Annotated in this window: 23 protein-coding genes and 1 tRNA gene; 9 read left to right on the forward strand and 15 right to left on the reverse strand. The window is 52.7% G+C overall.

All coding sequences use genetic code 11. From position 1 onward, the window contains the following. Positions 1-257: 257 nt before the first annotated feature. On the reverse strand, positions 258-2,636 hold the full coding sequence (locus P6M73_RS13760; RefSeq protein ID WP_277853603.1) for an ATP-dependent DNA helicase: 2,379 nt from the start codon (positions 2,634-2,636) through the stop codon (positions 258-260). 305 nt (positions 2,637-2,941) lie between these two features. Here P6M73_RS13760 and P6M73_RS13765 point away from each other — a divergent pair, with 305 nt between their 5' ends. Both P6M73_RS13765 and P6M73_RS13770 read left to right on the forward strand, forming a co-directional pair. Next, positions 2,942-3,100 carry a hypothetical protein gene (locus tag P6M73_RS13765; RefSeq protein ID WP_277853604.1) on the forward strand — a complete coding sequence of 53 codons (159 nt, stop codon included), beginning with the start codon at positions 2,942-2,944 and terminating at the stop codon, positions 3,098-3,100. A gap of 193 nt (positions 3,101-3,293) precedes the next feature. After that, positions 3,294-3,422, forward strand: coding sequence for a hypothetical protein (locus tag P6M73_RS13770; RefSeq protein WP_277853605.1), 129 nt, complete (start codon positions 3,294-3,296; stop codon positions 3,420-3,422). A 241-nt stretch (positions 3,423-3,663) separates the two neighbouring features. Here P6M73_RS13770 and P6M73_RS13775 read toward each other — a convergent pair whose 3' ends face one another. From P6M73_RS13775 to P6M73_RS13790, 4 genes are all read right to left on the reverse strand, one after another. Continuing rightward, positions 3,664-3,810 carry a YvrJ family protein gene (locus P6M73_RS13775; protein WP_277853606.1) on the reverse strand — a complete coding sequence of 49 codons (147 nt, stop codon included), beginning with the start codon at positions 3,808-3,810 and terminating at the stop codon, positions 3,664-3,666. Between the two features lie 345 nt (positions 3,811-4,155). After that, positions 4,156-4,737 (reverse strand): DUF1836 domain-containing protein, encoded by a 582-nt coding sequence (locus P6M73_RS13780; RefSeq protein WP_277853607.1) that lies wholly within the window; start codon positions 4,735-4,737, stop codon positions 4,156-4,158. Positions 4,738-4,801: 64 nt separating this feature from the next. After that, on the reverse strand, positions 4,802-5,650 hold the full coding sequence (rsmI, locus tag P6M73_RS13785) for a 16S rRNA (cytidine(1402)-2'-O)-methyltransferase (RefSeq protein ID WP_277853608.1): 849 nt from the start codon (positions 5,648-5,650) through the stop codon (positions 4,802-4,804). Beyond that, positions 5,637-6,413 carry a tRNA1(Val) (adenine(37)-N6)-methyltransferase gene (locus tag P6M73_RS13790; protein ID WP_489666454.1) on the reverse strand — a complete coding sequence of 259 codons (777 nt, stop codon included), beginning with the start codon at positions 6,411-6,413 and terminating at the stop codon, positions 5,637-5,639. Before P6M73_RS13790 ends, rsmI begins: the two co-directional genes overlap by 14 nt. Positions 6,414-6,500: 87 nt before the next feature. Between P6M73_RS13790 and P6M73_RS13795 the strand changes: the two genes are divergently transcribed. The 3 genes from P6M73_RS13795 to P6M73_RS13805 all read left to right on the forward strand — a co-directional run bounded on the left by P6M73_RS13795 (position 6,501) and on the right by P6M73_RS13805 (position 9,043). Beyond that, a complete protein-coding gene (locus P6M73_RS13795) occupies positions 6,501-7,043 on the forward strand; it encodes a phosphatase PAP2 family protein (protein WP_277853610.1) in 543 nt (180 codons plus the stop codon). Between the two features lie 16 nt (positions 7,044-7,059). Next, positions 7,060-7,734 (forward strand): HAD family hydrolase, encoded by a 675-nt coding sequence (locus tag P6M73_RS13800; RefSeq protein ID WP_277853611.1) that lies wholly within the window; start codon positions 7,060-7,062, stop codon positions 7,732-7,734. Positions 7,735-7,843: 109 nt separating this feature from the next. Then, positions 7,844-9,043, forward strand: a complete 1,200-nt coding sequence (locus P6M73_RS13805; RefSeq protein ID WP_277853612.1) for a pyridoxal phosphate-dependent aminotransferase — start codon at positions 7,844-7,846, stop codon at positions 9,041-9,043. 142 nt (positions 9,044-9,185) lie between these two features. Here P6M73_RS13805 and P6M73_RS13810 read toward each other — a convergent pair whose 3' ends face one another. The 3 genes from P6M73_RS13810 to P6M73_RS13820 all read right to left on the reverse strand — a co-directional run bounded on the left by P6M73_RS13810 (position 9,186) and on the right by P6M73_RS13820 (position 11,507). Continuing rightward, positions 9,186-9,929, reverse strand: a complete 744-nt coding sequence (locus P6M73_RS13810; RefSeq protein ID WP_277853613.1) for a peptidylprolyl isomerase — start codon at positions 9,927-9,929, stop codon at positions 9,186-9,188. Positions 9,930-10,039: 110 nt separating this feature from the next. Then, a tRNA-Phe gene (locus P6M73_RS13815) sits at positions 10,040-10,115 on the reverse strand. Between the two features lie 219 nt (positions 10,116-10,334). Then, on the reverse strand, positions 10,335-11,507 hold the full coding sequence (locus P6M73_RS13820; RefSeq protein ID WP_277853614.1) for an NAD(P)-dependent malic enzyme: 1,173 nt from the start codon (positions 11,505-11,507) through the stop codon (positions 10,335-10,337). A gap of 278 nt (positions 11,508-11,785) precedes the next feature. Between P6M73_RS13820 and P6M73_RS13825 the strand changes: the two genes are divergently transcribed. After that, positions 11,786-12,013: a hypothetical protein gene (locus P6M73_RS13825; RefSeq protein WP_277853615.1), complete on the forward strand. Its 228-nt coding sequence runs from the start codon at positions 11,786-11,788 to the stop codon at positions 12,011-12,013. 141 nt (positions 12,014-12,154) lie between these two features. Here the strand turns inward: P6M73_RS13825 and P6M73_RS13830 are convergent, their stop codons facing one another. Continuing rightward, a complete protein-coding gene (locus P6M73_RS13830) occupies positions 12,155-12,319 on the reverse strand; it encodes a hypothetical protein (protein WP_277853616.1) in 165 nt (54 codons plus the stop codon). A 252-nt stretch (positions 12,320-12,571) separates the two neighbouring features. On the opposite strand from P6M73_RS13830, the gene P6M73_RS13835 reads away from it, so the two are divergent. Continuing rightward, positions 12,572-13,423 (forward strand): hypothetical protein, encoded by an 852-nt coding sequence (locus P6M73_RS13835; protein ID WP_277853617.1) that lies wholly within the window; start codon positions 12,572-12,574, stop codon positions 13,421-13,423. Positions 13,424-13,750: 327 nt separating this feature from the next. Here P6M73_RS13835 and P6M73_RS13840 read toward each other — a convergent pair whose 3' ends face one another. The 4 genes from P6M73_RS13840 to P6M73_RS13855 all read right to left on the reverse strand — a co-directional run bounded on the left by P6M73_RS13840 (position 13,751) and on the right by P6M73_RS13855 (position 18,732). Continuing rightward, complete coding sequence (locus P6M73_RS13840) at positions 13,751-15,130, reverse strand: MATE family efflux transporter (RefSeq protein WP_277853618.1); 1,380 nt, start codon at positions 15,128-15,130, stop codon at positions 13,751-13,753. A gap of 9 nt (positions 15,131-15,139) precedes the next feature. After that, positions 15,140-15,586, reverse strand: a complete 447-nt coding sequence (locus tag P6M73_RS13845; protein ID WP_277853619.1) for a hypothetical protein — start codon at positions 15,584-15,586, stop codon at positions 15,140-15,142. An 86-nt stretch (positions 15,587-15,672) separates the two neighbouring features. Then, on the reverse strand, positions 15,673-17,229 hold the full coding sequence (locus tag P6M73_RS13850; RefSeq protein ID WP_277853620.1) for an ABC-F family ATP-binding cassette domain-containing protein: 1,557 nt from the start codon (positions 17,227-17,229) through the stop codon (positions 15,673-15,675). 294 nt (positions 17,230-17,523) lie between these two features. Continuing rightward, the gene (locus tag P6M73_RS13855; RefSeq protein ID WP_277853621.1) at positions 17,524-18,732 is read right to left on the reverse strand and encodes a nicotinamide-nucleotide amidohydrolase family protein; all 1,209 of its coding nucleotides are present in this window, start codon (positions 18,730-18,732) and stop codon (positions 17,524-17,526) included. A gap of 340 nt (positions 18,733-19,072) precedes the next feature. On the opposite strand from P6M73_RS13855, the gene P6M73_RS13860 reads away from it, so the two are divergent. Then, entirely contained in the window at positions 19,073-19,930 is an 858-nt protein-coding gene (locus P6M73_RS13860; RefSeq protein ID WP_277853622.1) for a DMT family transporter, read from the forward strand. Between the two features lie 216 nt (positions 19,931-20,146). Here P6M73_RS13860 and P6M73_RS13865 read toward each other — a convergent pair whose 3' ends face one another. Together P6M73_RS13865 and fusA are read right to left on the reverse strand one after the other, a co-directional pair. Beyond that, positions 20,147-21,115, reverse strand: coding sequence for an ROK family protein (locus P6M73_RS13865; protein WP_277853623.1), 969 nt, complete (start codon positions 21,113-21,115; stop codon positions 20,147-20,149). A gap of 189 nt (positions 21,116-21,304) precedes the next feature. Then, positions 21,305-23,407: an elongation factor G gene (gene fusA, locus P6M73_RS13870; protein WP_277853624.1), complete on the reverse strand. Its 2,103-nt coding sequence runs from the start codon at positions 23,405-23,407 to the stop codon at positions 21,305-21,307. A gap of 230 nt (positions 23,408-23,637) precedes the next feature. Here fusA and map point away from each other — a divergent pair, with 230 nt between their 5' ends. Continuing rightward, positions 23,638-24,396 carry a type I methionyl aminopeptidase gene (gene map / locus P6M73_RS13875; RefSeq protein WP_277853625.1) on the forward strand — a complete coding sequence of 253 codons (759 nt, stop codon included), beginning with the start codon at positions 23,638-23,640 and terminating at the stop codon, positions 24,394-24,396. Positions 24,397-24,488: the final 92 nt, after the last annotated feature.

Consider the following 24,488-nt stretch of genomic DNA (forward strand, 5'->3'; position numbering starts at 1 on the left):
TGGATCTGGTCTCTCGTTATTGCCCTCATCATAGCAGGGAAATTTTAATGAAACCGGCCCTATTGTATGAAGATTTTTTAGCCATTCCCGAAAACAGGGAGCCCGGAAACTTCCGGACTCCCTGTTTTCGCTATTTATTTTAGCCTGCCCGGCCGAGCCGTTCGGATTGATCGAAGGATTCGATCAGGACTGACCCGTTCAGTGGGTGTTCCAATTGCCGGTGATCTCCATCATTTCAGTGTCGAATGGTGGCTGTCTTATTCGGCACTGACATCGGACTCCTCGTCCTCGGGCGCTTCCAGGTCTTTGATATCCTGAACCGGGAACCATCCCGGGGGAAGCAGTCTCTGAATGTCGCGGCGCCGGTAGCGGGTATCCATCAGCAGAATGATGCCCCGGTCGGTACCGCTACGGATCACCCGGCCGCCGGCCTGGGTCACTTTATTCAGTCCCGGATAGGTATAGGCGTACTGGAAGCCTTCATTATTAGCCTGATTAAAATAATCCATGATCAATTCCCGTTCATAGTCCAGCTGGGGATAGCCCAGGCCGATGATGGCCGATCCGATCAGCCGATCCCCTTTCAGGTCAATGCCTTCGGCAAAGACGCCGCCCAGAACCATGAAGTACAGAAAACTGCGGTCCCGCGGCTGCTCAAACTCGGCCAGCACGGCGGTACGATCCAGCTCAGACAGACCCGGTTCCTGCAGCCGCACTTCATAGTAAGAACCGTACTGGGTCAGGAACGCGTCGTAGACATTGCGCATATAGACATAGGACGGAAAGAAGGCGACGTAGTTTCCCATCTTGTACTTCAGCATCCGGTCCAGATCAGCGGCGATGGAGTCATAGCTGCGCGAGCGAACCTTGTATCTGGTATCAATTTTCGTGTCGCTGAACACTTTCAGGTGCTCCGCCGGAAATGGCGAAGGCAGCCCCATCCGGTAGGCCGACTCCTCGGCCCCGTACAGATCCATATAATAATCCATCGGCGTCAGGGTGGCTGAAAAGTAGACAATGCTGTCAGCCCGCTTGGATGCCTCCCTGAGGTTCTCGCCGGGATGAATGCAGAAGAGCTTGTAGGTCAGCTCCTGGCCCTTGAGGACGGCATAGGTGAGATAGCCGGTGCCGTAGAGCTCGGCAATCTTCAGGAACGTGCGGGTGGCAAAATAAGTATCCAGGCAGAGATCCTGGATCTCGCGGTCGCGCTCCCGGTTCTGTTCTTTCCGACGAATTTCCTCTTCATCCTGCAGGAATTTTTCGCAGGCTCCGCGAAAGCTTTCCAGGACATTGACCAGTTCCGGATGATAAGTGGACCAGACCATCCGTTCCTCCTGCGGGAGACCGGCCTGGATCTGACGGAGCGAATCTCCGGCTTTTCCGGCTTTTTTGGCGATATCGCTGCTGATCCGGCCAAAGTCACTGGCCAGGGTTTCATAGGGCTGGGTTGAAACCTCTGCCGAGAACATGGATCGGGCCCGATCCAGCAGGTTATGCGCTTCATCCACCAGAAACGTATATTGTTCGGTTTTCTCCTCGAAGAACCGTTTGAGATAGACTCTCGGGTCAAAGGCATAGTTGTAGTCCCCGATGATGATGTCGGCATACAGCGACAGGTCCAGGGAAAACTCAAAGGGGCAGATCTCGTGCTTTTTCGCATAGGCTTCCATTACTTCCCGGGACATGGAATCCTCATGGTTGAGCAGATCAATCACTGCCGGCGTTACCTTGTCATAATAGCCCCTGGCATAGGGACAGTACTCCGCTTCACAGCGCACCTCCTCCATGAAGCAGATTTTTTCCTTGGAAGTCAGTGTGACGCTGCGCAGAGCCGTTCCGCCTTCCCGCAGCAGCCGGATGGATTCCTCTCCGATCTGTTTCCCGGTGCTTTTGGGGGTGAGATAAAAGATCCGGTCCGTCTTCCCTTCCCGCAGCGCCTTCACCGCCGGAAACAGGGAGGAAATGGTTTTTCCGATCCCCGTCGGAGCCTGGACAAAGATCTGCCGCCGGTCACGGATCGTTCCATAGACATTGACTGCCATCTCCCGCTGACCGGGGCGATACTGCGCGAACGGAAAATCCGCCAGGCGGATGCTCTTGTCCCGTTTCTCCCGCCAGCGGAAATAGAGCCGGCGAAGCTCCACGAAAGTCTCCAGAACCCCTGACACGAATCCGGTCAGATCTGCCAGCGTCCACGTCTCGTCCCGGGAAAAAACCTCTTCCGTATCAATGTTGAAATAGGTCAGCTTCAGATTCATCCGAGCCTTGTCCTCAGCAACCAGATACATATAAGCGTAAAACTTCAGCTGAGCCCAGTGCAGGGGATTCTGGTAATCCGCCAGCGCCTCCGGATTCAGATAGGTGCTCTTGATTTCTTCGATGTAATCATCCGGCACAAGCCCATCAGCCCGGCCATCCACGGTGACCAGGATGTCACCGTAGTTAAATTCCTGTTTCAAGTACACTTCCCGGCGGTAATCCTTATTTTCCTGAAGCCTGCGTTCCTGATGCAGACGATGCACCCGGGAGCCTTCCTCGGCTCGTTCAGGGGTCAGTATCTTCATCTCAGAGCCGATGTCTCCGGTCATCAGAATGGATTCCACCAGGTTGCGTACCGATATTTTTACCTGGTACATGGGTGCCTCTTTTCCGTCACTAAATCTTAGGGTTCGACTAACATTATACCCTATCTGTGAATTATTTTTTAAAATCTATTCCCGATCAAAATGCTATGCTTTATTGTGGTATGATAGGAATCAAAAGCGAGGGAAAATCCATGAATCAAGCGCCCCCAAAAACAATCCGGATCAGTCTGCCGGCCGCCGAAAAAATGGCCCGGGAACTGAAAGCCGGCCACTTCTACCGAATTGAGCTCTCCGCCTTCACCTGATGCGGTCCGGCCTATCGTCTGGTTCAGACGAAGGAAGCCCGCGATGGCGATTTGGAGATCCGGGATGAGGCATCCGCCCTGTCCGTAACGGTGGATGGCCGGGCCGCCGAATATTTTGAAACCCTGGACATCATCCTGGCAAGTCTGTTCGGCGATGAAAACCTGGTGGTAAAGGAAGGTCTGCCGGCTTCAGGGAGCTTCCCAGACTAGATACAAAAGAAAAACCTGCACATGAGGTGAACAAATGGAAGAAAAACGAATTCGAATCACCGAGGCCGCTCAGGCCAAGATGAAAGAGATTGCGGAAGAAGGACTCAACTACCGCATCATGATGGTCAACAACTGCTGAAGCGGCCCTGAATTCCGTCTGGTTCAGACGGACAGCACCACCGAAGAAGATCAGATGTTCCAGGACGGCGATATCACCGTCTACATGGATAAGAGCATTCTGCCCTACATTGAGATCCTGGATATCGGCCTGTTTGAGGCCTATGGTCAGGAAATGCTTCTGGTTGAAGAGAACTTCATCTAAATGACCACCCGCTCTCTCCACCCCGTGACCAGAGCGGACCATCGAACCTGCTAACACGAAAGGGATCCCTGCGGATCCCTTTTTTCATTTCATCTCTTTCACTTTTTCCTGTTTCATCTATTCCACTTTACTGTTTCAACTACCTCGCATTTCCCTGTTTCATTCCATCCTCTGAAAGCGGTCCGGTATCTCCCTCACAGAGCACATCCGGAACGGCAGGCCGCTCCGGATGACTTGAGGATCAGACCTGATCTTTGATCAAAGTCCTGGACAGCTGATTGATGCTCTGGGTCAGCAGTTCCAGCTTGCCCTCAATCCGGATCAGCAGATACAGCGTCACGGCAATGGGAAAGCCCAGATTGCCCACCAGGTTGAACAGTTCTTCCATGCGATCACCTCCTACCTGTTAATAGGCGCAAAAGAAGGAAACAGCGACGCCGTTTCCTTCTTCAGTTGCTCGATTGGAGGAATATGCCCAGTGGTCATGGCCCACTGAATCGTATCTTCAACCCAATGTTTCATCATACTGCGGTTTTTGAACTACTTTTTTGCACTCCGGTTTTTGAACTGTTTCTTATGAACTCGGGTTTTTTACTGCTTCTTTTGAACTGATCTCCTGAACATCTGTTTATGAACTGCTTCTTTTAAAAAACTGATTTTGAACATCTGTTTTTGAAACTGTATTCTCCGGAACCTTCAGAGGCTCTACTGTCAGAAATCTGGCAGCAAGGGACTACCTGGCCGGCTGCTGCACAGAGCTGCCTGCCGATTGGTGATCCGAGGATATGACCAGCTGGACCCGACGTTTGAGTTCCGTGGCGCGGGTAACCAGGATCAGGACCTGGATGAACATCCGGATCTGGTCGAAGCTGTCTTTAATTTCCAGTTCGTCCAGGTAGCGTTCGATCTGCTGATCCCCGCCTTCCAGTGGTATATCTGACGCTTCGCTGGCTGACCGATAGATGAGCAGGAACACCCGGTAAGCTTCTTCCCAAGTGATGATGTCGTCTTCCGGCTGGTTGATTTCATTGAAGGCCAGGGCAAATACTTTTTTGATTTCATCCGTTGTCAGGATTGGGCGCATATAGCAAAGAAACACCAGCTGGATCAGATGCATGCGGGTATAGCCCCGCTTTTTGCGATCGATCGGCTTTGTGATGACTTCACTTTTAATATAATTTTGAATCATATTTCCGGTGAAATGTTCCTCCGGAAAGTATTCATTCAGAAAATCGATGACCTGCGATAAAAACAGATCGTATTTTGGCATTTCTTCCAGGGTGACTGGATCATGGGTGCGAATTTGACTTGTCATAGTGGACCACCTCGATGTTATTATATGGTAATCCTTACTACTTTTCAAGTTAATTTAAATCCCTTTAGTCGATCTCTGTCACCTTCATATACACTTCATTCTTTTTCAGGCCCCGCTCTTTGGCAACCCGTTTGACCGCGTCCATTTTGGACAGGCCTTCCTCCATCAGCTGTCGGACATGATCTTCAATGCTGAGGCCTTCCAAACTGGCTTCCGCTTCTGCCCGGGCTTCTTCCGGAGTTCTGCCTTCCGCAATGATGACATATTCTCCCCGGGGCTCCTTGGTTTCATATCGCTCGATCAGCTCCGACAGAGTTCCCCGCTCGTACTCTTCATGGAGTTTGGTCAGTTCGCGGGCCAGGCTGACCCGCCGGTCGCCCAGCACTTCGCGCAGGGTTTCCAGGAATTCCCGCAGCCGATGAGGTGCCTCGTAGAAAATGAGGGTATCCGGGCGGTCTTTCACTTCTTCGAGCTGTTTTTTGCGCCGGGTGCGATTTTTCTCCAGAAATCCGACGAAGGTAAAGCGGTCCGTGGGGAGACCGGATCCCACCAGGGCTGTCACAAACGCTGAGGGTCCGGGCAGAACGACGACTTCTACCCCATGGCCGATGGCCGCTTCGATGACCACCTGACCGGGATCGGACACCCCGGGCATTCCGGCATCGGATACCAGGGCTACGGTTCGTCCCTGGTCCAGCGCTTCCAGAATATCGGCACATCTGGCTTTTTCATTGTGCATGTGGTAGCTGATGGTTGGAGCTTTCGCGCCCAGATGTTTTAAGAGACGCCCGGTGGTTCTGGTGTCCTCACAGGCGATGAGGTCGGCGCTGAGCAGAGCCTCCCGCACCCGGTCGGTGATATCGGACAGGTTGCCGATGGGCGTTGGTACAACAATTAATTTAGTGTCTGCCATCCTGATAGATCTCCTTCACTTCATTCGTATACGTTCCGTCGGCTTCATAGATCGCCAGCTCCGGCTCCCATTTGAGATAGGGCTTCTGCCCTTTCTTGCCTTCCACCAGCATCAGGTTGGGCGCTTTGCCGTGGCTGGGGCAAACCATCCGGATCCGTTTGAGCTCCATATGGTGTTCCTGCATGCAGCGGTAGATGTCAAACAGTCGCTCCGGTCGATGCACCAGGCAGAGCCGTCCGTTATCCTTCAGCAGCAGGTCGGCGGCCCGGATCACATCCTCCAGCTTCAGCGTAACTTCATGGCGGGCGATCATCAGTTCATCGCCCGGATTGGGAATGCCCCGCCCCCATTCCTTGTAGGGCGGGTTGCAGGTGACTAAGTCAAACTTTCCGAAATCGGCCAGAAACTCCCGGTCTGTCACATCCCCCTGCCGGATGGTGATGCGATCTTCCAGGAGATTCCCGGTGATGCTGCGCTGGGCCATGGCCGCGTACTTTTCCTGCAGCTCGATCCCGACGATTTCCCCGACTGAGGTTTTCCCTGCAATGAGCACCGGAATAATACCGGAACCGGTGCATAGATCCATGATCCGCTCCCGGTCCCGAGGCGCGCAAAAATGAGCCAGCAGGACCGCGTCGGTACCGAAGCGGAACCCACTGGCCTTCTGCAGGAGTTTCAATCCATCCAGCCCCAGATCCTCCAGGGTTTCATCGTCATTGATCTGAAACGTGTCAATTTCCATACGAAATAATGTCCTCTTCATGTGTTCTTAATTTATCATAGGGTATAATAGATTTGTATTTCTATTTTAGCACGGAAGTATAATCCCAATTTCAACGGAGATTACATTATGCTTGATCTGATCTTTAAATTGGATTACCGCGTAGTGCATTACATCAATGCCAAACTGCGCAATCCCTTTTTTGACTATCTGAACATTGCCATGACTTATCTGGGATCAGACGTATTTGCTCTTGGGGTCATACTGGCCATGGTGTTTTTGCCAAAGGACACATTTCGTCCCTTTGCGATCCACGGAGCCGTCACCCTGACCACCTCCACCATTTTTGTTCAGATTTTGAAGCGGCTGATCCGGCGCAAGCGTCCGTTTGTCCTGTCAAAGAACCTGCGTTCCATCCGAATCGGGGTGGATCCTTATTCCTTTCCTTCCGGCCATACGACAGCAGCCTTTGCGCTGGCCACCTCCATCAGTCTGCTGGTGGTGAGCCCTTCCATCCGCCTGGTATTTCTCCTGCTGGCGTTCGGCGTCGGATTTTCCCGGGTCTATCTGGCGGTGCATTACCCTTCCGATGTCCTGGCCGGCGCCTTCATCGGCAGTTCCTTCGCCTATGTCGTGCACCTGTTCATGCCGGCACTGTCACAGCTTGTTTAACAACCAGGAGGCATTCATGTTTGAAACCATAAAAGGGGTCATTTTTGACCTGGACGGCACCCTCGTCGATTCGATGTGGGTCTGGTCCAAAATTGACACAGAACTCATTCAGACGTTAAACTTGGGAATTACGCCCCAGGAACTCATGAAAGACGTCGCGCACTATTCCTTCAACGAAACTGCCCGCTACTTCAAGGATACTTACGGACTGCGCGAATCCGTGGAGGAGATTCAGGACATCTGGATCCGGGCCGCAGAAAACCAGTATGCCCGCAACGTGCCCCTCAAGGCCGGCGCCCGTGAATTCCTGCAGCAGCTCAAGGATCAGGGCGTCAAGCTGGCCATTGCCACCTCCAACACCCGTCACCTGCTGTCTGTCTGCCTTCAGGCGAACGACATCCACCACTTTTTCGACGCCCTCGTCACCACGGATGATACAGCTGCCAAATCCAAGTCGCAGCCCGATGTCTATCTGCTGGCCGCCGAGTCCATCGGCATTTCGCCGTCGGACATCGTGGTGTTCGAAGATGTGCCCCATGCCATGAAGGGGGCCCGTCTCGCCGGAATGAGAGTTGTGGCGGTGGATGATATTCATACCAATCTGACCACAGAGGAAGCCAGTCAGCTGGCAGACCTGTTTATTAAGGACTTCACATCGCTCCTGAAGGAGCCGCTCCACCCGATTCAGTAAACCAGCACACTGCCCGGGGGGGCAGTCCGCCAGATAAAGAAAAGGTTTCCACAATCCAAGGGGATTTATGTTAAAATACTTTATATGTTAATCAAGGGGGAAGAAAAACATGTTCAATCAAAAAATGGTGCAGCTGGGAACGCAGCGCTCCGTCATCCGGGAGATTTTCGACTACGGGAATCGCCGGGCTCAGGAAGTCGGACGGGAGAATGTCTACGATTTTTCCATTGGGAATCCCAATGTTCCGGCACCGGCGGCCATTCAGGAAGCCATTGTCGACATCGTTCAAACCATGTCACCCGTAGAGTATCACAGCTACACCGCCTCACCGGGACGCCATTCAACCCGGGACGCCATCGCGAAAAACCTTAACCGCCGGTTCGGCACCAGCTACGACGCCAATGACGTCTATATGACCTCCGGTGCTTCGGCATCGCTTACCATCACCCTGAAAGCCATCCTGGCCAGCCCGGAGGAAGAAGTTGTGGTGGTGGCGCCGTTCTTTCCGGAATATCGCTACTATGTGGAAGCCCAGGGGGGAAAATTCGTTCCGGTGGAGCCAAACCTCGAAAACTTCCAGATTGACTTCGACAAACTCGAAGCCAAGATCACGCCCAACACCAAGGTCATGATCGTCAACTCGCCGAACAATCCTTCCGGCGTGGTCTACTCGGACGAAACGCTGACCAGACTGGCTGAGCTCCTGCGCCGCAAATCCAGGGAATATGGCCACCCGATCTACATTCTGTCGGATGAGCCCTATCGCGAGCTGGTCTACGGAGATACCAAGCAGCGCATTACTTCAACCTATTATGAAAATACGATCATCAACTATTCCTGGGCCAAATCACTGTCCCTGCCCGGCGAGCGGATTGGTTACATCCTGATCCCCAAACAGGTCGAAGGGGCGAAAGAGCTCATGTCCGCTGTGTTCGGGGCTGCCCGGATTCTCGGCTTCGTCTGTGCCCACTCCCTGTTCCAGACCGTCATTGAGCGCTGTGTCGATGTAGAAGCTGATCTGTCCACCTACATCAACAACCGCAACCTGATCTACAACAGCCTCACCGAGTACGGCTACAAGATGGCCAAACCCGACGGAGCCTTCTATGCCTTTATTGAAGCACCCAACGGCAACTCGGAAGAGTTCTGCCAGAGAGCCAAAAAATACGATGTGCTCCTGGTTCCCGGCACGGGCTTTGGCATACCGACGCATATGCGCCTCTCCTACTGTGTCTCCACCGAGACCATTCAGAAAAGCCTGCCCTTCTTCAAGAAGCTGATCGATGAATATAAAAACGAACAGGCTTAGCCGCCGGATCCAGGGTGATCCAGCCTGACCTGATCCTATCAACCCGAAAAGACAACGGTCTGACCGCTCCAAAGAGCGGGCAGACCGTTGTCTTTTGATCCTGCGAATGGATCGCTGTTCGTTCGTCCGGAAGGTTCCGGGATTACTTGTCGAAGTACTTGTCTCTCAGATCCGCGATCAGGGCTGTGTATTTGTTCATCTGCTTTTCCTGGAGCAGGTTGGTCCGGATGCTGTCCTTGACATCGTCATAGCTCTGCAGGTCGGCGGAGTTCTTTTCGTATACCTGGATCAGGTGGTAGCCAAACTGAGTCTTGACCGGTGCGGTGACTTCATTGATTTCGCTGGCAAACGCAGCTTCTTCGAATTCCGGCACCATCATGCCTTTGCCGAAGCTTCCCAGGTCTCCGCCGGCTTCCTTGGACGGGCAGGAGGAGAATTCTTTGGCAGCCTCTTCAAAGCTCAGTTCATTGCTGTCAATTTTTGCCTTGATCTGATCGGCCTGTTCCAGGGAATCCACGAGAATGTGGCGGGCACCGATGGTCTCAGGGCCTGAGAAGGCAGCCGGATTTTCATTGTACTTAGCCTGGATTTCCTCATCAGATACCATCACATCAGCCATCAGGCGGTTCATTGTGGCATTGAAGCGGATATCCTTCTCAGCCTGTTCCATCTGTGTGCGATAGAAGTCATCCTGATCAATTCCGGTCTCGGTTCCATGAGCGTTGATCAGCTCGACATTGATGATCTGATCCAGCAGCTGCTTGCGGCCGAACTCTGATTCAAAATAAGCCCGCTTATCGGCCGCGAACTTCTCAATCGTGCGGTTGAGCACGTCTTCAGTAATCTCTACGCCGTTGATTTTAGCCAGTACTTTATTGTTTTCCATTTAAAAATCTCCTTTTTGAATATGCAATTCCTTACCCATCTTAACATAAAACCATCGCTCGAACCAATCAACCAAAGCCAAAAAAGGACCAGTCCTGCGACTGGTCTTTTTGGTGGCTTCACTCGGAATCGAACCAAGGACACGAGGATTTTCAATCCTCTGCTCTACCAACTGAGCTATGAAGCCATAAACGATGTAACATGATTCATTTTACAGGACACCAGGCTATTTTTCAATCATTTTTTCTTTCTTAAGACAAAAAAATAGTTGAGGATGCGTGCTGCTGATCCATCGTTCACAAGCCTGTAAGTCCGGGTTTCAGAAAACGACCACTGCTTAAAAACCACCACAAAAATGTCAGCCCTTCCCCATGGGGAAAGGCTGACAGATGCTCTGCGCTTTCGATTAAATTCTGGCGACGCCGGTGCGGCGGGCTGCCTCACCGATGGCTCTGGCTACTGCCTGAGCCACGTTCTTATCCAGAGCACTGGGGATAATCAAGTTCTCAGACAGCTCCTCCGGTTTAATGTATTCGGCGATGGCGTGTGCCGCCGCCAGCTTCATCTCCATGTTGATTTCGCTGGCCCGCGCGTCCAGTGCGCCCCGGAACACGCCCGGGAAGACCAGTACATTGTTGATCTGATTTGGGAAGTCCGATCGACCGGTACCGACAATGCGGGCTCCGGCTTCTCTGGCCAGATCCGGCATGATTTCCGGCGTGGGGTTCGCCATGGCGAGAATGATCGGGTCCTTGGCCATGGAACGGACCATATCCTGAGTTACAGCCCCGGCCGAGGAAACCCCGATGAAGACATCGGCGTTTTTCATGACATCGGCCAGACATCCCGTTTCACTGTTGGGATTGGTGACCCTGGCCAGCGCGTCCTTGGCATCGTTCATTTTGTCCCGCCCCAGAGCCAATGCCCCGCTGCGGTCGCAGACGATGATGTTGCGGGCACCGGCTGCGGTCAGCAGGTGGGCAATGGCGGTACCTGCCGCCCCGGCTCCGTTTATGATGATTTTCAGATCCCCCAGATTCTTGCCGGTCAGCTTCAGGGCATTGAGCATACCCGCCAGTACGACAATCGCTGTCCCGTGCTGGTCATCATGGAATACCGGAATATCCAGCTCCGCCTTCAGCCGCTCCTCAATTTCAAAACAGCGTGGAGCCGCGATATCCTCCAGGTTGATGCCGCCGAAGCCCGGCGCAATCAGACGGACTGTCCGAACGATTTCATCCACATCGGTGGTGTCCAGACAAATCGGAAAGGCATCTACTTTGCCAAACTCTTTGAACAGGATCGCCTTGCCTTCCATAACCGGCATGGCCGCTTTCGGGCCAATATCCCCCAAGCCCAGCACTGCGGTTCCATCCGTAACTACAGCCACCAGATTCCCCTTGGACGTATACTTATAAACCTCCTCTTCCTGTTCGTGAATCCTCCGGCAGGGCTCAGCCACCCCCGGTGTATAAGCCAGTGACAGATCATCCCGATTCTCCAGCTTCAACTTGGAGGTCACCTCGATCTTCCCCCGGTATTTCTCATGCAGCACTAAACTCTCGCTAAAATAATCCATATAGTCCTCCCCAAAGTAAAATCCTGACAACACTAACAGCCAAGACTCAATTGATATTATCTTAACATAATTTACATTCCATTATCTATACATAATTACCAGCAGTTAACCCAAACTATGAAACCGATCCTTTAGGAAAGGTCCTCATCTATGATTACAATACCGTCAATGGCTTGTTGCAAAGCCTCACCGACGCAGCTGGAAAAACCACATCCTATACCTATGATGTAGTGACCGATCAGCTCAAAGGTGTGACCAAATAAGCGGACGGTCAAACGTTGGCAGTAGGTTACACCTATGATGGAGATGACCTGTCAGGTAGCAGCCACAATGGCTTCTCTTACTCCTTCACGAAAGATGTTTTCGGGCGGGCCACCGGCGTGAAAGTCGGAACCCAGAGCTTAGTCAGCTACAAGTACGACTCACGTTGGAATCTGACCACCACGGAGTTTGGCAACGACCACAAGACGATGTTGGAATCCCCTGGATCAGGTGAAAGTCTATAAGGTATATAATAGTGCTACGGGAAGCTATGAGACCAAGTTCCGCTATGAGTATGATGTCTTAGGCAATGTTGGAAGTGAGTCGATGCGGCAGCCAATCTGTCTCATCGCTACTTCTATAATTCTGCGAACCGCCTGGTAAAGCTAACCGGAAGTGACGGCAGCAGCCTCACCCTGGGCTTTGATCCAAATGGTCAGACAACTCAGATCCAGGAGAGCCTTGGTACCCAGAGTTATTCCACCGGCTTTGTCTATGACAAGGATGGAAAACTGGAAACGCTGACCAGCGCCGGTGTATCGCTGACCCATACCTATGACAGCCTAGGCCGCCTGGTCAAAACCACTCGCAAAAGCGGCGCGATCTTAAAAGACACGACCTAAACCCATCAGGCGGGCGTCGATGGCAGCACCAGTAACCTGGTGGAGTCGGTCACAGATCCGGACAAAACCACGAGCTATAATTATGATGCCAATGGCAACTTCAAAACTGAGTTCAATCAAATGGAAACGCTCATTCAGAGCTGGGTTGATCCAGAATAATAATTGAGAGGAGAAAGTGCAATGGGTGCATGGGGATCAAGCCTATATGCTAATGACACAACCTGCGATGTGCGGGATACATATATGAATTTTCTTCAGGAACAATTAAGCGATGAAAATGTTTATAAAAAAACGTTTGAAAAATTTCAGGAATACATTGGTGAAGAAGACGAACCGCTTTTCTGGTATGCGCTTGCAGATACTCAGTGGAAAGTCGGTCGTCTGATGCCAGAAGTAAAAGAGGAGGCATTAAAATGGTTAGCTAATAGTGGTGGGTTATCTCTGTGGGAGGAAAGCAAGAGTGGTGGTGCCGGTTGGAAAAAGACATTTGAAAAGCTAAAGAATAATCTTGAATCCTCAGAGCCGAAAAAAAAGCTTATTAAAAAACCGGTTGAGTTCGACCGTGCTCCCTGGAATATCGGGGATGTGTATGCATACCAATTTCATACGGATATTGCAAAAGAAAGAGGACTTTTCGAGAAATATATTCTTATTCAAAAAGTTGGCGTTTCTGATTGGTTTGGATGGCTACAATCAATTATACAAGTTGTTAATAAGGTTTTTGATGAGGTGCCAACTTTAAGGGATATTGATGGACTTCCCATTTTGCCACTAGCTTATCCTCCGGGTTATAAATGGATGCCAAAAAGTATGGATGACTATGTTCCTTCCTTCGACTCATATTTAAGAGCGGTTATGGACTATTATAAAAAAACGCATTACCCATCAAAACATCTTACATTTATTGGTAATAGTCCTGTCCCGAATATCAGATATCACCGCACGCAATATACAGATTTGACTTGGTCAAAAGACGAGATGGATGATTGGCTCAGTGATTTTTATTTGCAATGGCAGGGTTTTAATGATTGAGGGTTCAATCAACTCTCACACATTAATATCATACACAGGCCCAATATGCTTTGACAGCTTAAGAACGCTTAAAGGCGAAGGCTTGGGTGGGAATAAGAGCATTCGGCACTTATGGGGGGAGGAAACATCGTCAAATAAATGCTTATTTCTGATGCAGAGCAAACAACCGCAGATCAGGAATGACCTGCGGTTGAAAGTAACGAATAAATCTGTGAAATTATAATTATTTTTTTGTCCTAATGACGGAATGCACACCAAATCGTTGAACTTATGACCAGGGGGTGTAATCATTTTCTTAGCTTTATTTAAATTTATTTCTACTGCTGATCAGACTGTTCGTTCCTTGCGCAGTGGGATGCCAGCCTTCAGTTTCCGGATGACCAGGATGTAGAAGATCAGGACGCCGACGATGCCCTTGAGGACAGTGCTCAGGGTGATCGCCCACCAGATGCCGTTAATCCCCAGAGAGGTATTCATCAGATAGTACGCGGCGGGAATGCGCAGAGCCTGGAAGAAGATATTGATGAGGGATGGAATGAGGGTCAGGCCCAGACCGTTGAAGGCTCCGCCGGTGGAGATTTCCAGGGACTGAAACAGCTGCGAAATCCCCAGGATGACCAGGTAGGCGATGCCCATCTGGACGACTTCTTCCGGTTCCCGGATGAAGATGGTGAAGAGCTGACGGGGCAGGAGCATCAGGAGCAGGGTGGAGAATACGCCGATGCCGCCGACAATGATGGTGCCCTTGGTGAACCCGGAAACAACCCGGTCATATCGGCCGGCGCCGTAATTCTGGCCGGTGAAGGCTGACAGGGCGGTGGCAAAGCCGGAGGAGGTCATCCACGAAACAGACTCAATCTGAGCGCCGATGCGCTGCACGGAGGCCGCCATGACGCTGGCATTGGATACGATACGGCCAATGTAGGTAGAGATCAGCGAGAAGACAAAGCTCTGCAGCGCAGCCGGACCCCCTACCTGAATGATGCGGGCGGCATATTCCCGCCGGAATGGCGAGAACAGCCGGAACTGGAGATACTCGTCTTTCCGGTTCTTCAGGAAGAAGAACAGAATAATGAATGTCGTGGTCTGAGCCAGGATTGTCGCCAGAGCCGACCCCCGGACACCCAGTGCCGGCAGGCCAAAGGCGCCGTTGATCAGAGACCAGCTCATGGAGATCTTGACGATTACGCCGGCGGCGTTGGCCAGAAAGGGCACATCGGAGTAACCCCCGGCATTGAAGATCCCGATCAGAAGAAAGTTCACGAAGAGGATGGGCAGTGACATGACCATGATGCTCATGTATTCTACCGCCATCCGGACAACTTCCTGGTCGGCGATCTGGAAAAAATCAATGAATTCGGCGCGGAACACATAGCCCAGCAGGGAGTAGCTGATTCCCAGAATCAAGGCCAGCTTCATCGCCGTATCGGCATAGATGGCCGCCCCCTTTTCATCCCCTTTGCCCAGGCTCTGGGCCACATGAACCTCGGCTCCGACCCGGCACAGCATAATCAGTCCCTGGCTGAGCATCAGAAAGAAGGTGGCCGTGCCGACGGCGGTAACCGCTTTATAGCTGATGCTGCCCACAAACTTCATATCAAACAGGTTGTAGGCCATCTGGATGAATGAGGACCCCATAATGGGCAGCGCCAGGCGGGTCAGTGTGCTGAGGATATTGCCCTCAGTCAGATCAATCTTTTTTTGCATATAATTCCTCTACTCCTGATGAATCCGCTGACTGCCCTTTTCCGAGGACGCGGATTTCCGCTTCAGCGACTTGATTTCGTCAACCGGGCGAAAACGCATGGCTGACCAGTCCGGGTCGATGGCAAACTGGGATACCGGTTCAAAGTTGAATTCTCCGAATTCCGGCCACAGGATGTCCCGGGACAGATCTGACGTATAATTCTTGCTGGTTTTCTTTGGATAGCAGATCCACAGCCGTCCCTGCGGCCGGAGCGCGGCCGCCAGATCGGCCTTGATCGCCCGGATCTCGTCCAGCGTCGTGACAAAGGCCAGGAGAAAGTCATAGGAGCCCTGGATGGATCCATCCGCCGGTTCTGCCAGCAAAGGCAGCAGCGCTTCCTGAATCCCCTTCGGGGCATTCAGCACCAGAACCTCCGGTTGAGCTTGATAGCCTAACTTTTTCAATGCTTGTTCCATGGTATTCGCACCCCTTTCTTAAAAAGCAATGGATTGGTGAATCTGGTGAAAGCCTTCTCCCTGAGCAGCCTTTCACCAGCACGATCTTAAAATACTTTGAGAGACCAGTCCTCGCAGTTCCAGACCGTTGTGGCAATCTGGCTGTAGAACTCCGGTTCATGGCTGACCAGCAGAACCGTTCCGCGGTATTCCTTCAGGGCGCGGATCAGTTCGTCCTTGGCATCGACATCCAGATGGTTGGTCGGTTCATCGAGTACCAGGATATTGGTTTCCCGGTTCATCAGCTTGGCCAGCCGCAGCTTGGCCTTCTCTCCGCCGGAGAGAACCCGGACCTGGCTTTCGATCTGCTTGGTCGTCAGTCCGCATTTCGCCAGAGCGGCCCGAACCTCATACTGGACCAGACCTGGGAACTCATTCCAGAAATCCTCTATGCAGGTCTGGTCGCCGGTTCCGGACATTTCCTGCTCGAAGTAGCCGATCTGCTGGTTTTCCCCCAGCTCGATTTCCCCTGCCAGCGGCGGGATGATGCCCAGGAGGCTCTTGAGCAGTGTGGTTTTTCCAAGGCCATTGGCACCCACCAGGGCGATTTTCTGTCCCCGCTCCATGTAGAGATCCAGCGGCCGGGTCAGAGGCTTGTCATAACCGATTACCAGTCCCTTCGTCTCGAACACCAGCTTGCCGGTGGTTTTGCCCATCTTGAAGCCGAATACCGGCTTTGGTTTTTCCTTGGTCAGCTCGATGCGGTCCATCTTGTCCAGCTTTTTCTGACGGGACTTGGCCAGATTGGCAGTGGCTGCCCGCGCCTTGTTCCGGGCTACAAAATCCTCCAGCTTGGAGATTTCCTGCTGCTGGCGGATGTAGGCCGCTTCCACCTGCTTCTGCTTGGCTTCATGGGTATCCCGGAAACTGTGGTAATCACCGACATACCGGGTCAGCCGCAGCTGATCCACATGGTAGATGATGTTGATGACCTGATCCAGGAACGGGATGTCATGAGAAATCAGGATAAATGCATTTTCATAGTTTTGCAGGTACATGGTCAGCCAGGTGATATGCTCCTCATCCAGATAGTTGGTCGGTTCATCCAGCAGCAGAATGTCCGGCTTTTCCAGAAGCAGCTTGGCCAGAAGGACTTTGGTGCGCTGTCCGCCGGACAGTTCATCCACCGGCACATCCAGGCCCAGATCCTTCAGTCCCAGACCGCCGGCAACTTCCTCGACCTTGGCCTCAATGATATAGAAATCATTGTGATCCAACAGATCCTGCAGCGTCCCCATATCCTCCATCAGCCGGTCCATTTCCGTTTCATCCGCTGTGGCCATGGCTTCGCCGATGCTCAAAATTTCCTGCTCCATCTCATAGAGATAGTTGAAGGCCGTACGCAGCACTTCACGGATTGTACTGCCTTTCTTCAGTTCCGACTGCTGATCCAGATATCCGACGCGAACCCGGGAATTCCATTCCACAGTTCCCTCATCCGGCATCAACTTGCCGGTAATAATATTCATAAAGGTGGATTTTCCCTCGCCGTTGGCCCCGATCAGCCCGATGTGCTCCCCCTTTAGCAGACGGAATGAGACATCTTCAAAGATCGCCCGGTCACCAAAGCCATGGCTCAGGTTTTTCACAGTTAGTACACTCATAATTCGACTCCATTTCTTACGTTTCAACATGTTGAAGGGACATCCAAAATGGGTGTCCCTTGAATAAAAGCAATCTTATTATATCAGCTAAAACCCAGTCCGAAAAGAGACCGGCAGCGTCGGGACTGATCCATGTTCCGGCCCCAAACGATGGGTCATCGTTCGCTCCGGCAAGGATTCCCCGGACTGTTTCCTGCACTGGCATCGCCTGACGTTTCGCATCTGGCAACAAGTCAGTCCCTCAGGTCCGGTCCAGCCCGCGCGACCCCTGGACCGAGCCAAACCCGGCCGCAATCAGTCCTTCAGCGCTTCGATGAGTCGTTCCAGGGCATAGCGAACCACGGCAGCCCGCACCTCGTTGCGGGTTCCGGGAAAGATTTCCCGGAACACCTGGACCCTGCCCCGATCATACAGCGCGATAAAGGTCAGCCCCACCGGCTTCTCCGGGGTCTCGCCGCCCGGTCCGGCAATTCCTGTGGTGGAAACAGCAAGATCTGTATCGGATTTCGCCTGACAGCCAAGCACCATCTCCCGGGCCGTCTCTTCGGAGACCGCGCCAAACTGCGCCAGGGTTTCCGGCAGAACCCCCAGATCCCGGATCTTTGCCTCATTGGAGTACGTAATATAGCCCTCCAGGAAAGACCGGGAGATCCCCAGTTCCGAGTCGATGAGGGCACCAGCCAGAAGACCGCCGGTGAGACTTTCCGCGATGGAGATCGTCAGATTCTTTTCCAGCAGCCGGCGAGCCGCCTGCTGACCCAGGGTTTCCACCGCTGCTGCACCAGTTGGTTCAGCGGCTGTAACAGATGGTTCAACGGCTGGCTGGTTCTGACCGGCAGCGTTCCCATGATCCCAGACATTCACCCGGGGAGAATGCAGATCCTCAGAGATGAAATGCGAGGTATCGCCGACCGTTTCCACCTCAAAGTTCATGGGATCCTGCGACAGGATCCGGACCTTGGTAATGCTGGTCTGACGCAGTACCGGTTTTTTCAGAATCCGCTCCAGGGGAGCTCCGGTCAACAGATGAAGCAGCCCCATCAGCGTCATGCCGTGGGTCACCACCAGAGTTCTTCGCCCCTGGGCGATGGCTTCGATCTGAACCAGTGCCCGGCTTAGTCGTTCCAGCATCTGTGCGTAGGATTCACCCTGGCTGGGTTCATACCGGAACGGATCATTCCAGTAATAATGATACTGCTGTGGTTCCCGCTCCTTCAGATCCTTCAGCAGCTGACCCTCCCAGGCTCCCAGGTCCAGCTCCGCCAGATCCTCCAGCTCCTGCAGGGGAATGTTTCGGTTCCCCCTGGCAAATTCAGCGGTCTGCCTGGCCCGTTTCAGGGGACTGGTAATGATCAGCTCAATGGCCTCCTCATCCAGCACCCGCCCCAGACCCTGTGCCTGGCGCCGGCCCCGCTCGGTCAGTTCCGAATTGCCCCGTCCCTGAAACCGCCCTTCCAGATTCCATTGTGTTTCCCCATGCCGGGTGATATATAAATACGTCATTAACCTCTCCGTCCCACCGATGTCAGAAATTCCCGCACCGGTTCCGTAATTGTTCTTTTTCGCTTCCTCTGTGTGAGTCTGACTGAGTCCATTCGATGTGGCAGGACCACTCCCGACTTCCCTACTTACCATTTTACCTGAAATCCAGTATTTTTCACCTGAACTAAAAGGAAGATTCTGAAGACCGAGGAAGAGTCCTTCCCTTTTTCAAGGAAACCGATCAACACCATCCTCCGCTGCCGGGTAGGACAGGAATCAATTCTTGTTTCTTTTTGCTATAATGATATCCGTTACTCAATCAATCCTGACGAGCTCTTATGCCAATAAAATGAGGTGTTCAATGACAAACGAACGAAATGGAATTCTATATATGATCATCGCCTCCGCATCCTTTGCCTTCATGTCTCTGATGGTAAAGCTATCCGGGGGAACCATTCCACTATTCGAACAGGTTTTCTTTCGCAACCTGGTTATGCTCGCCTTCTCGCTTTGGACCATGAAGCAGGAAGGGCTTTCCGCGGCGGTGGACAGACCCAACCGAATTCCATTGTTTTTTCGATGCCTGTTGGGTTTTCTTGGAGTAGTGAGCGTCTTTTATGCAAACAATCATCTGCCCCTGGCGGATGCTCAAGTTCTGCAGAAATTGAATCCATTCTTCGTGATTTTGGCAGCGGTTCTTTTTCTGGGTGAACGAATGAGTTTGCCCCGGCTTCTCACCATATTAACCGGGTTCGCCGGAGCTGTGATCATTATCAACCCTACGGGGAATTTCAACCTGACCCCGTCTCTGATTGGGGTAGCCTCGGCGCTGTTTGGCGGCTTGGCTTATGTTCTGATCCGCCGCCTGGCCGGTCGGGTTCATGGCATTGTGATCATCTTCTGGTTCAGCTTACTGTCCAGTCTGGCATCCGTCCCCTTCATGGCAGCTCAATTTGTCTGGCCGACTGCCGCTGAACTGTTGTATCTCCTGCTGATTGGGGTGTTTGCTGCTTTGGGCCAGTACTTCATTACCCGATCCTATTTGACAGCGCAGGCTACCCGGGTTACCCTATTTGACTATACCGGTGTCATTTTGTCCCCTATCCTGGGCTATTTAGTGTTTCAGGAACAGCTTGCCAGCCGTACCATCCTTGGTACAATCCTGATCATTGGCAGTGGTATTGCTGCCTCCTTGCTGAAGGATAACCGTAAGTTGTAGCCGGATGATCTGTTCTTTGAACTTGCCATATATTTTATTGTGGAAGCCGCAAATCATTGAAAATTATATTCTGGCATCACACCACCAAAAAGGAAGTCCTGCGAAGGACTTCCTTTCTTTGTATGCTCCTGACGACCTGGTAAATAAATGCCCGCCTGGTAAGTGAAATACCATGCTGCTGCCTCAGGTCCTGGATCTGGCGGTTCCTGGTTTGATTTATTCAGGCTGACTGCTGACGATGGCCAGCGCCACCGCGCCGATGACGCCGGTATCCTGTGCCAGAGCAGTGGGTACGATCTGAACGGAATCGAACATGAAGTCAAAACAGTGGTCCTGGGCTGACGCCTTCACCGCGTCAAACATGTCCGATCCGATCTTTGATACGCCGCCGCCGATGGCAATAACATCCGGGTCAAAGACCAGAATGAGGTTGGCTACGGCGATTCCAAGATACTTCCAGGCCTGGGTGAGGATCTCGATGCTCAGTTCATCCCCTTCTTTGTAGCCCTGGTAGACCTCATAGCTGGTCACCACCTCATGTCTGGTCAGACTGGTGGAGCGTCCGGCACGGATCGCCTCCATGGCTCGTTTGGAAATGGCGGTGCCCGAACAGAGCGCTTCCACATCGCCATGGTTTCCGCAGTTGCACTGGTGAGGTGACGAGGGTTCGATGGTCATATGGCCGATCTCCAGGGCATTGGACCGGGACCCATGATAGGATCGGCCGTTCAGGACGGCGCCGCCGCCCACGCCTGTGGATACGGTCATGTAGAGAACGTTCCGGTACCCCTTGCCCGCTCCAAACAGCCACTCGCCGATGGCCGCCACATTGCCGTCATTGTCCAGAAATGCCGGGACGCCGAAGTGCCGGGTCAGCGGCTGGGTCAGAGAAAAATTTCGGAACGGCAGGTTGGGCGTGGTAATGATGGAGCCCGTTTCCGGATCCAGCGGTCCGGGCGCGCCGATGCCGATGGCCCGTACTTCCTCCAGCATCAGGCCGGAAGCCTCAAGTACCATTTCCACCGACTGAATGATGCGCTCCATAACCACTTCCTCGCCTTCTTTGGCGCCGGTGGCCAGGGTGGTTTTTTCAATAAGTTCGCCTGCCAGATCGGCAATGGCGGTGGTGATCTTCGTTCCGCCCAGGTCGATGCCTATGACATATTTCTTTTCTTCTGGTTCCATCGCAATCTCTCCTCGATCCTGATGCCCCAATTATAGCACAGGGGCTCCACCCGTGGCGCATTCCGCCGTTGGGGGACCGCAGTGCCTGCTGGCCGCAAGACAAACGCAGCAGGAATCTGTGGTGTCACAGGTTCCTGCCACGCAATGGTTATGTGATGATCTGACAATGGGTGAATTGCCGATCCTCGCTTATTTGCTTTCCTTGGCTTCCTTCATCTTTTTAGCCCGTTCCACGATCTTGGGAACTTCCGTCGCCGGAACTTCCTCGTAACGGATGAATTCCATCCGGAATTCTCCGCGGGCCTGAGTCATGGACTTCAGGTCGGAGGAATAGCGCTGGATTTCGGACATCGGAATTTCGGCGATGACCTTCTGCATGTCATCTTCCGGCTCCATGCCCAGGACGCGGCCTCGTTTCTTGTTGATGTCGCCAATGATGTCGCCCATGTAATCATCCGGAACCTTGACTTCCAGCTTCATGATGGGTTCCAGCAGAATCGGCTGGGCATCTTCCATTCCTTTTTTGAAGGCCATGGACGCCGCGATCTTGAACGCCATTTCCGAAGAATCCACCGCATGGTAGGAACCATCGTACAGGGTCGCTCGGAGCTTGATCACCGGGTAGCCGGCCAGAACACCTTCCGTGATGGCTTCCCGCAGTCCCTTTTCCACGGCCGGAATGAAGTTTCTGGGCACAGAGCCGCCGACTACTTCATCGACAAATTCCAGTTCATCCTTGCCGTCTTTTCTCTGCTCAAACCGGATCTTGACATCCCCATACTGGCCATGCCCGCCGGACTGCTTTTTATGCTTGCCCTGAACGTCTGACTTACCTTTGATGGTTTCACGGTAGGGCAGAACGGGTTCGGCCAGATCCACATCCGCGCCGAATTTGGCTTTCAGCTTGGAGGCGAGGACTTCCAGATGGGTTTCGCCCTGTCCGGACATAATGACTTCAGCCGTTTCCGGGCTTCTGGCCACCACGAACGTCGGGTCTTCTTCCATCAGTCGGGTCAGGCCGGAAGAAATCTTGTCTTCATCTCCCTTGGACTTGGGCAGAACCGTCAGGCTCATGACCGGATCCGGGAAGTTGATTGCGTCATAGCGAACCTTGAAGGAGGGATCGCACAGGGTGTCTCCAGTCTTGGTCACTGCCAGCTTAGCCACCGCGCCGATGTCACCGGCGATGACTTTTTCAGCCGGCGCTTGGTTCTTGCCTTTCAGATAGAAGAAGTTGGCGAGTTTTTCATTCTTTTCCCGGTTGGGATTGTATACCGTCATTTCACCCTGAGCCACGCCGGTAATGGTGCGGAACAGAGAAATCTTGCCGACGAAGGGGTCAGCGATGGTCTTGAAGACTATGGCTGAGAATGGTTTGTCCGCAGTCAGCTTGACGAAGATTTCCTGCTGGCTGGTAAGCTCCACCGCTTTCTGCGGAATCGCGTATTCCGGCGAGGGGAAGGCTTCAATAATGTCTTCCAGCAGGGTGGTCATGCCTATGCGCTCGGAAGCGGATCCGCACATGACCGGGGCAATGTCGCCGCTGACGCAGCCCTGAATCAGCGCGTTGTAGACTTCGTCCGTGGTGAGCTTCTCACCCCCGACATACTTGTCCAGAAGGTTCTCATCGGTCTGGGCAACGGACTCCATCAGCATCTCGTGGAGCTCATCGATCCGGTCCCTGTACTCTTCCGGAATGTCGCCTTCGGTCATCACGCCCGTCTTTTTATCATGGAATCTGGCCCGGTGGGAAACGACGTTGATTACACCCTGCAAGTTGGATTCCTTGCCCATCGGGTATTGCACTGCCACCACCGGCATGCCAAATTTATCTCTCAACTGATCAAATACTTTATCAAAGTCCGCGTTTTCGCGGTCCATCTTGTTAATGTAGAATGCTCTGGGAAGCTTGATTTTTTCCGTGTACTTCCAGGCCTTTTCAGTTCCAACTTCGATGCCGGAGGTGGCGGACAGAACGATCATGGCAATGTCCACCGCTCTCATTCCCTGAATGGTCTCTCCTACAAAATCAAAATATCCGGGTAAATCTACGAGGTTGATCTTATAACCATTGTAATAAACTGGCGCCACAGAGGCCTGCAAGGAAATCTGACGTTTCTTTTCTTCCGGATCAAAGTCAGAAACCGTATTTCCATCCTCAATTCTACCCATGCGGTCGGTCGCTCCGGAAAAATTGAGCAACGCTTCCATCAGGGTCGTCTTTCCGGACCCGCTGTGGCCAATTAAGCCCACGTTTCGAAGTTTTTGAGTGGTGTAGTCCATTTCATTCATAACCGTCTTCCTCCTGTCGGTCTTTTTGGGATGGTTGTCATCAAACACTCCGGCCCGGGGACCAAAGTGACACTCGATTAATATGAATTATAATCCAGCGACCCAAGATTGTAAACGATTTTCAAGCAGACATCAGTGCGCGACGCGTGAACAGGCCGTTTCAACCCAGGTTTTCTTTGAAGCGGCCGTCTTTGCTGTGTTAAGATGAAAGGAGAAAGAAGGGATTACACATGATAGTAACAAACCAGACGGACCTGAACGGAATGAAGGAAATCGGACGCATTGTCGCCCGCGTCCGCGATGAACTGGCCCAGGCCGTCCGTCCCGGGATCAGCACCCTGGAACTGGATCTGATGGCCCGGGATCTGTTGGAAGAAGAACGTGCCGTTTCGGCTCCCAAGTCCAGTTACGGCTTTCCCGGCTGGACCTGCATTTCCGTCAACGAAGTCGCCTGCCACGGCGTTCCGTCCAGGCAGCTCCTGGAAGAAGGTGACTGGGTCAACATTGACGTTTCCGCCAGCAAGAACGGATACTTTGCCGACACCGGCATGACGGTCATCGCCGGCTCACCCAACCTGAAGCAGGAGGACATGCTGCGCGTCTCCCGCGAAGCCCTGGCCGCAGCCATTCAGGCAGCAGCCCCCGGCAAATCCACAGCCAACGTCGGCAAAGCCATCTACAAAACCGCGATTAAGAACAGCTACACCGTGCTGCGCAACCTCACCGGCCATGGCGTCGGCAGAAGCCTGCACGAAGAACCTCACTTCATCTTTAACTATAACGAACGGCGGGATGCCTCGATCTTCAAGGAAGGCCAGGTGGTTGCCCTGGAGACCTTTATTTCCGACGGCGACGAATGGGTGGAGGAGAATCCCGAAGGGGTCTGGCCCATGGTGACGGAAAACCACAGCCAGATTGTCCAGTTCGAGCACACCGTACTCCTCTCCAAAGCGGGCAACCTGATCCTGACCGATAGCGGAAGTTTCTAGCCGAACTGCCCGGCAGAATTTCTTTTCAAAAAACCGTACAGCCCTATGGCAAATCAGTACAGATTGTCTTACTATTGAATCAGATAAAAAAT

Source organism: Anaerococcoides asporogena, from assembly GCF_029590275.1.
In the GTDB taxonomy this organism is placed as follows: domain Bacteria; phylum Bacillota; class Clostridia; order Clostridiales; family Clostridiaceae; genus JG1575.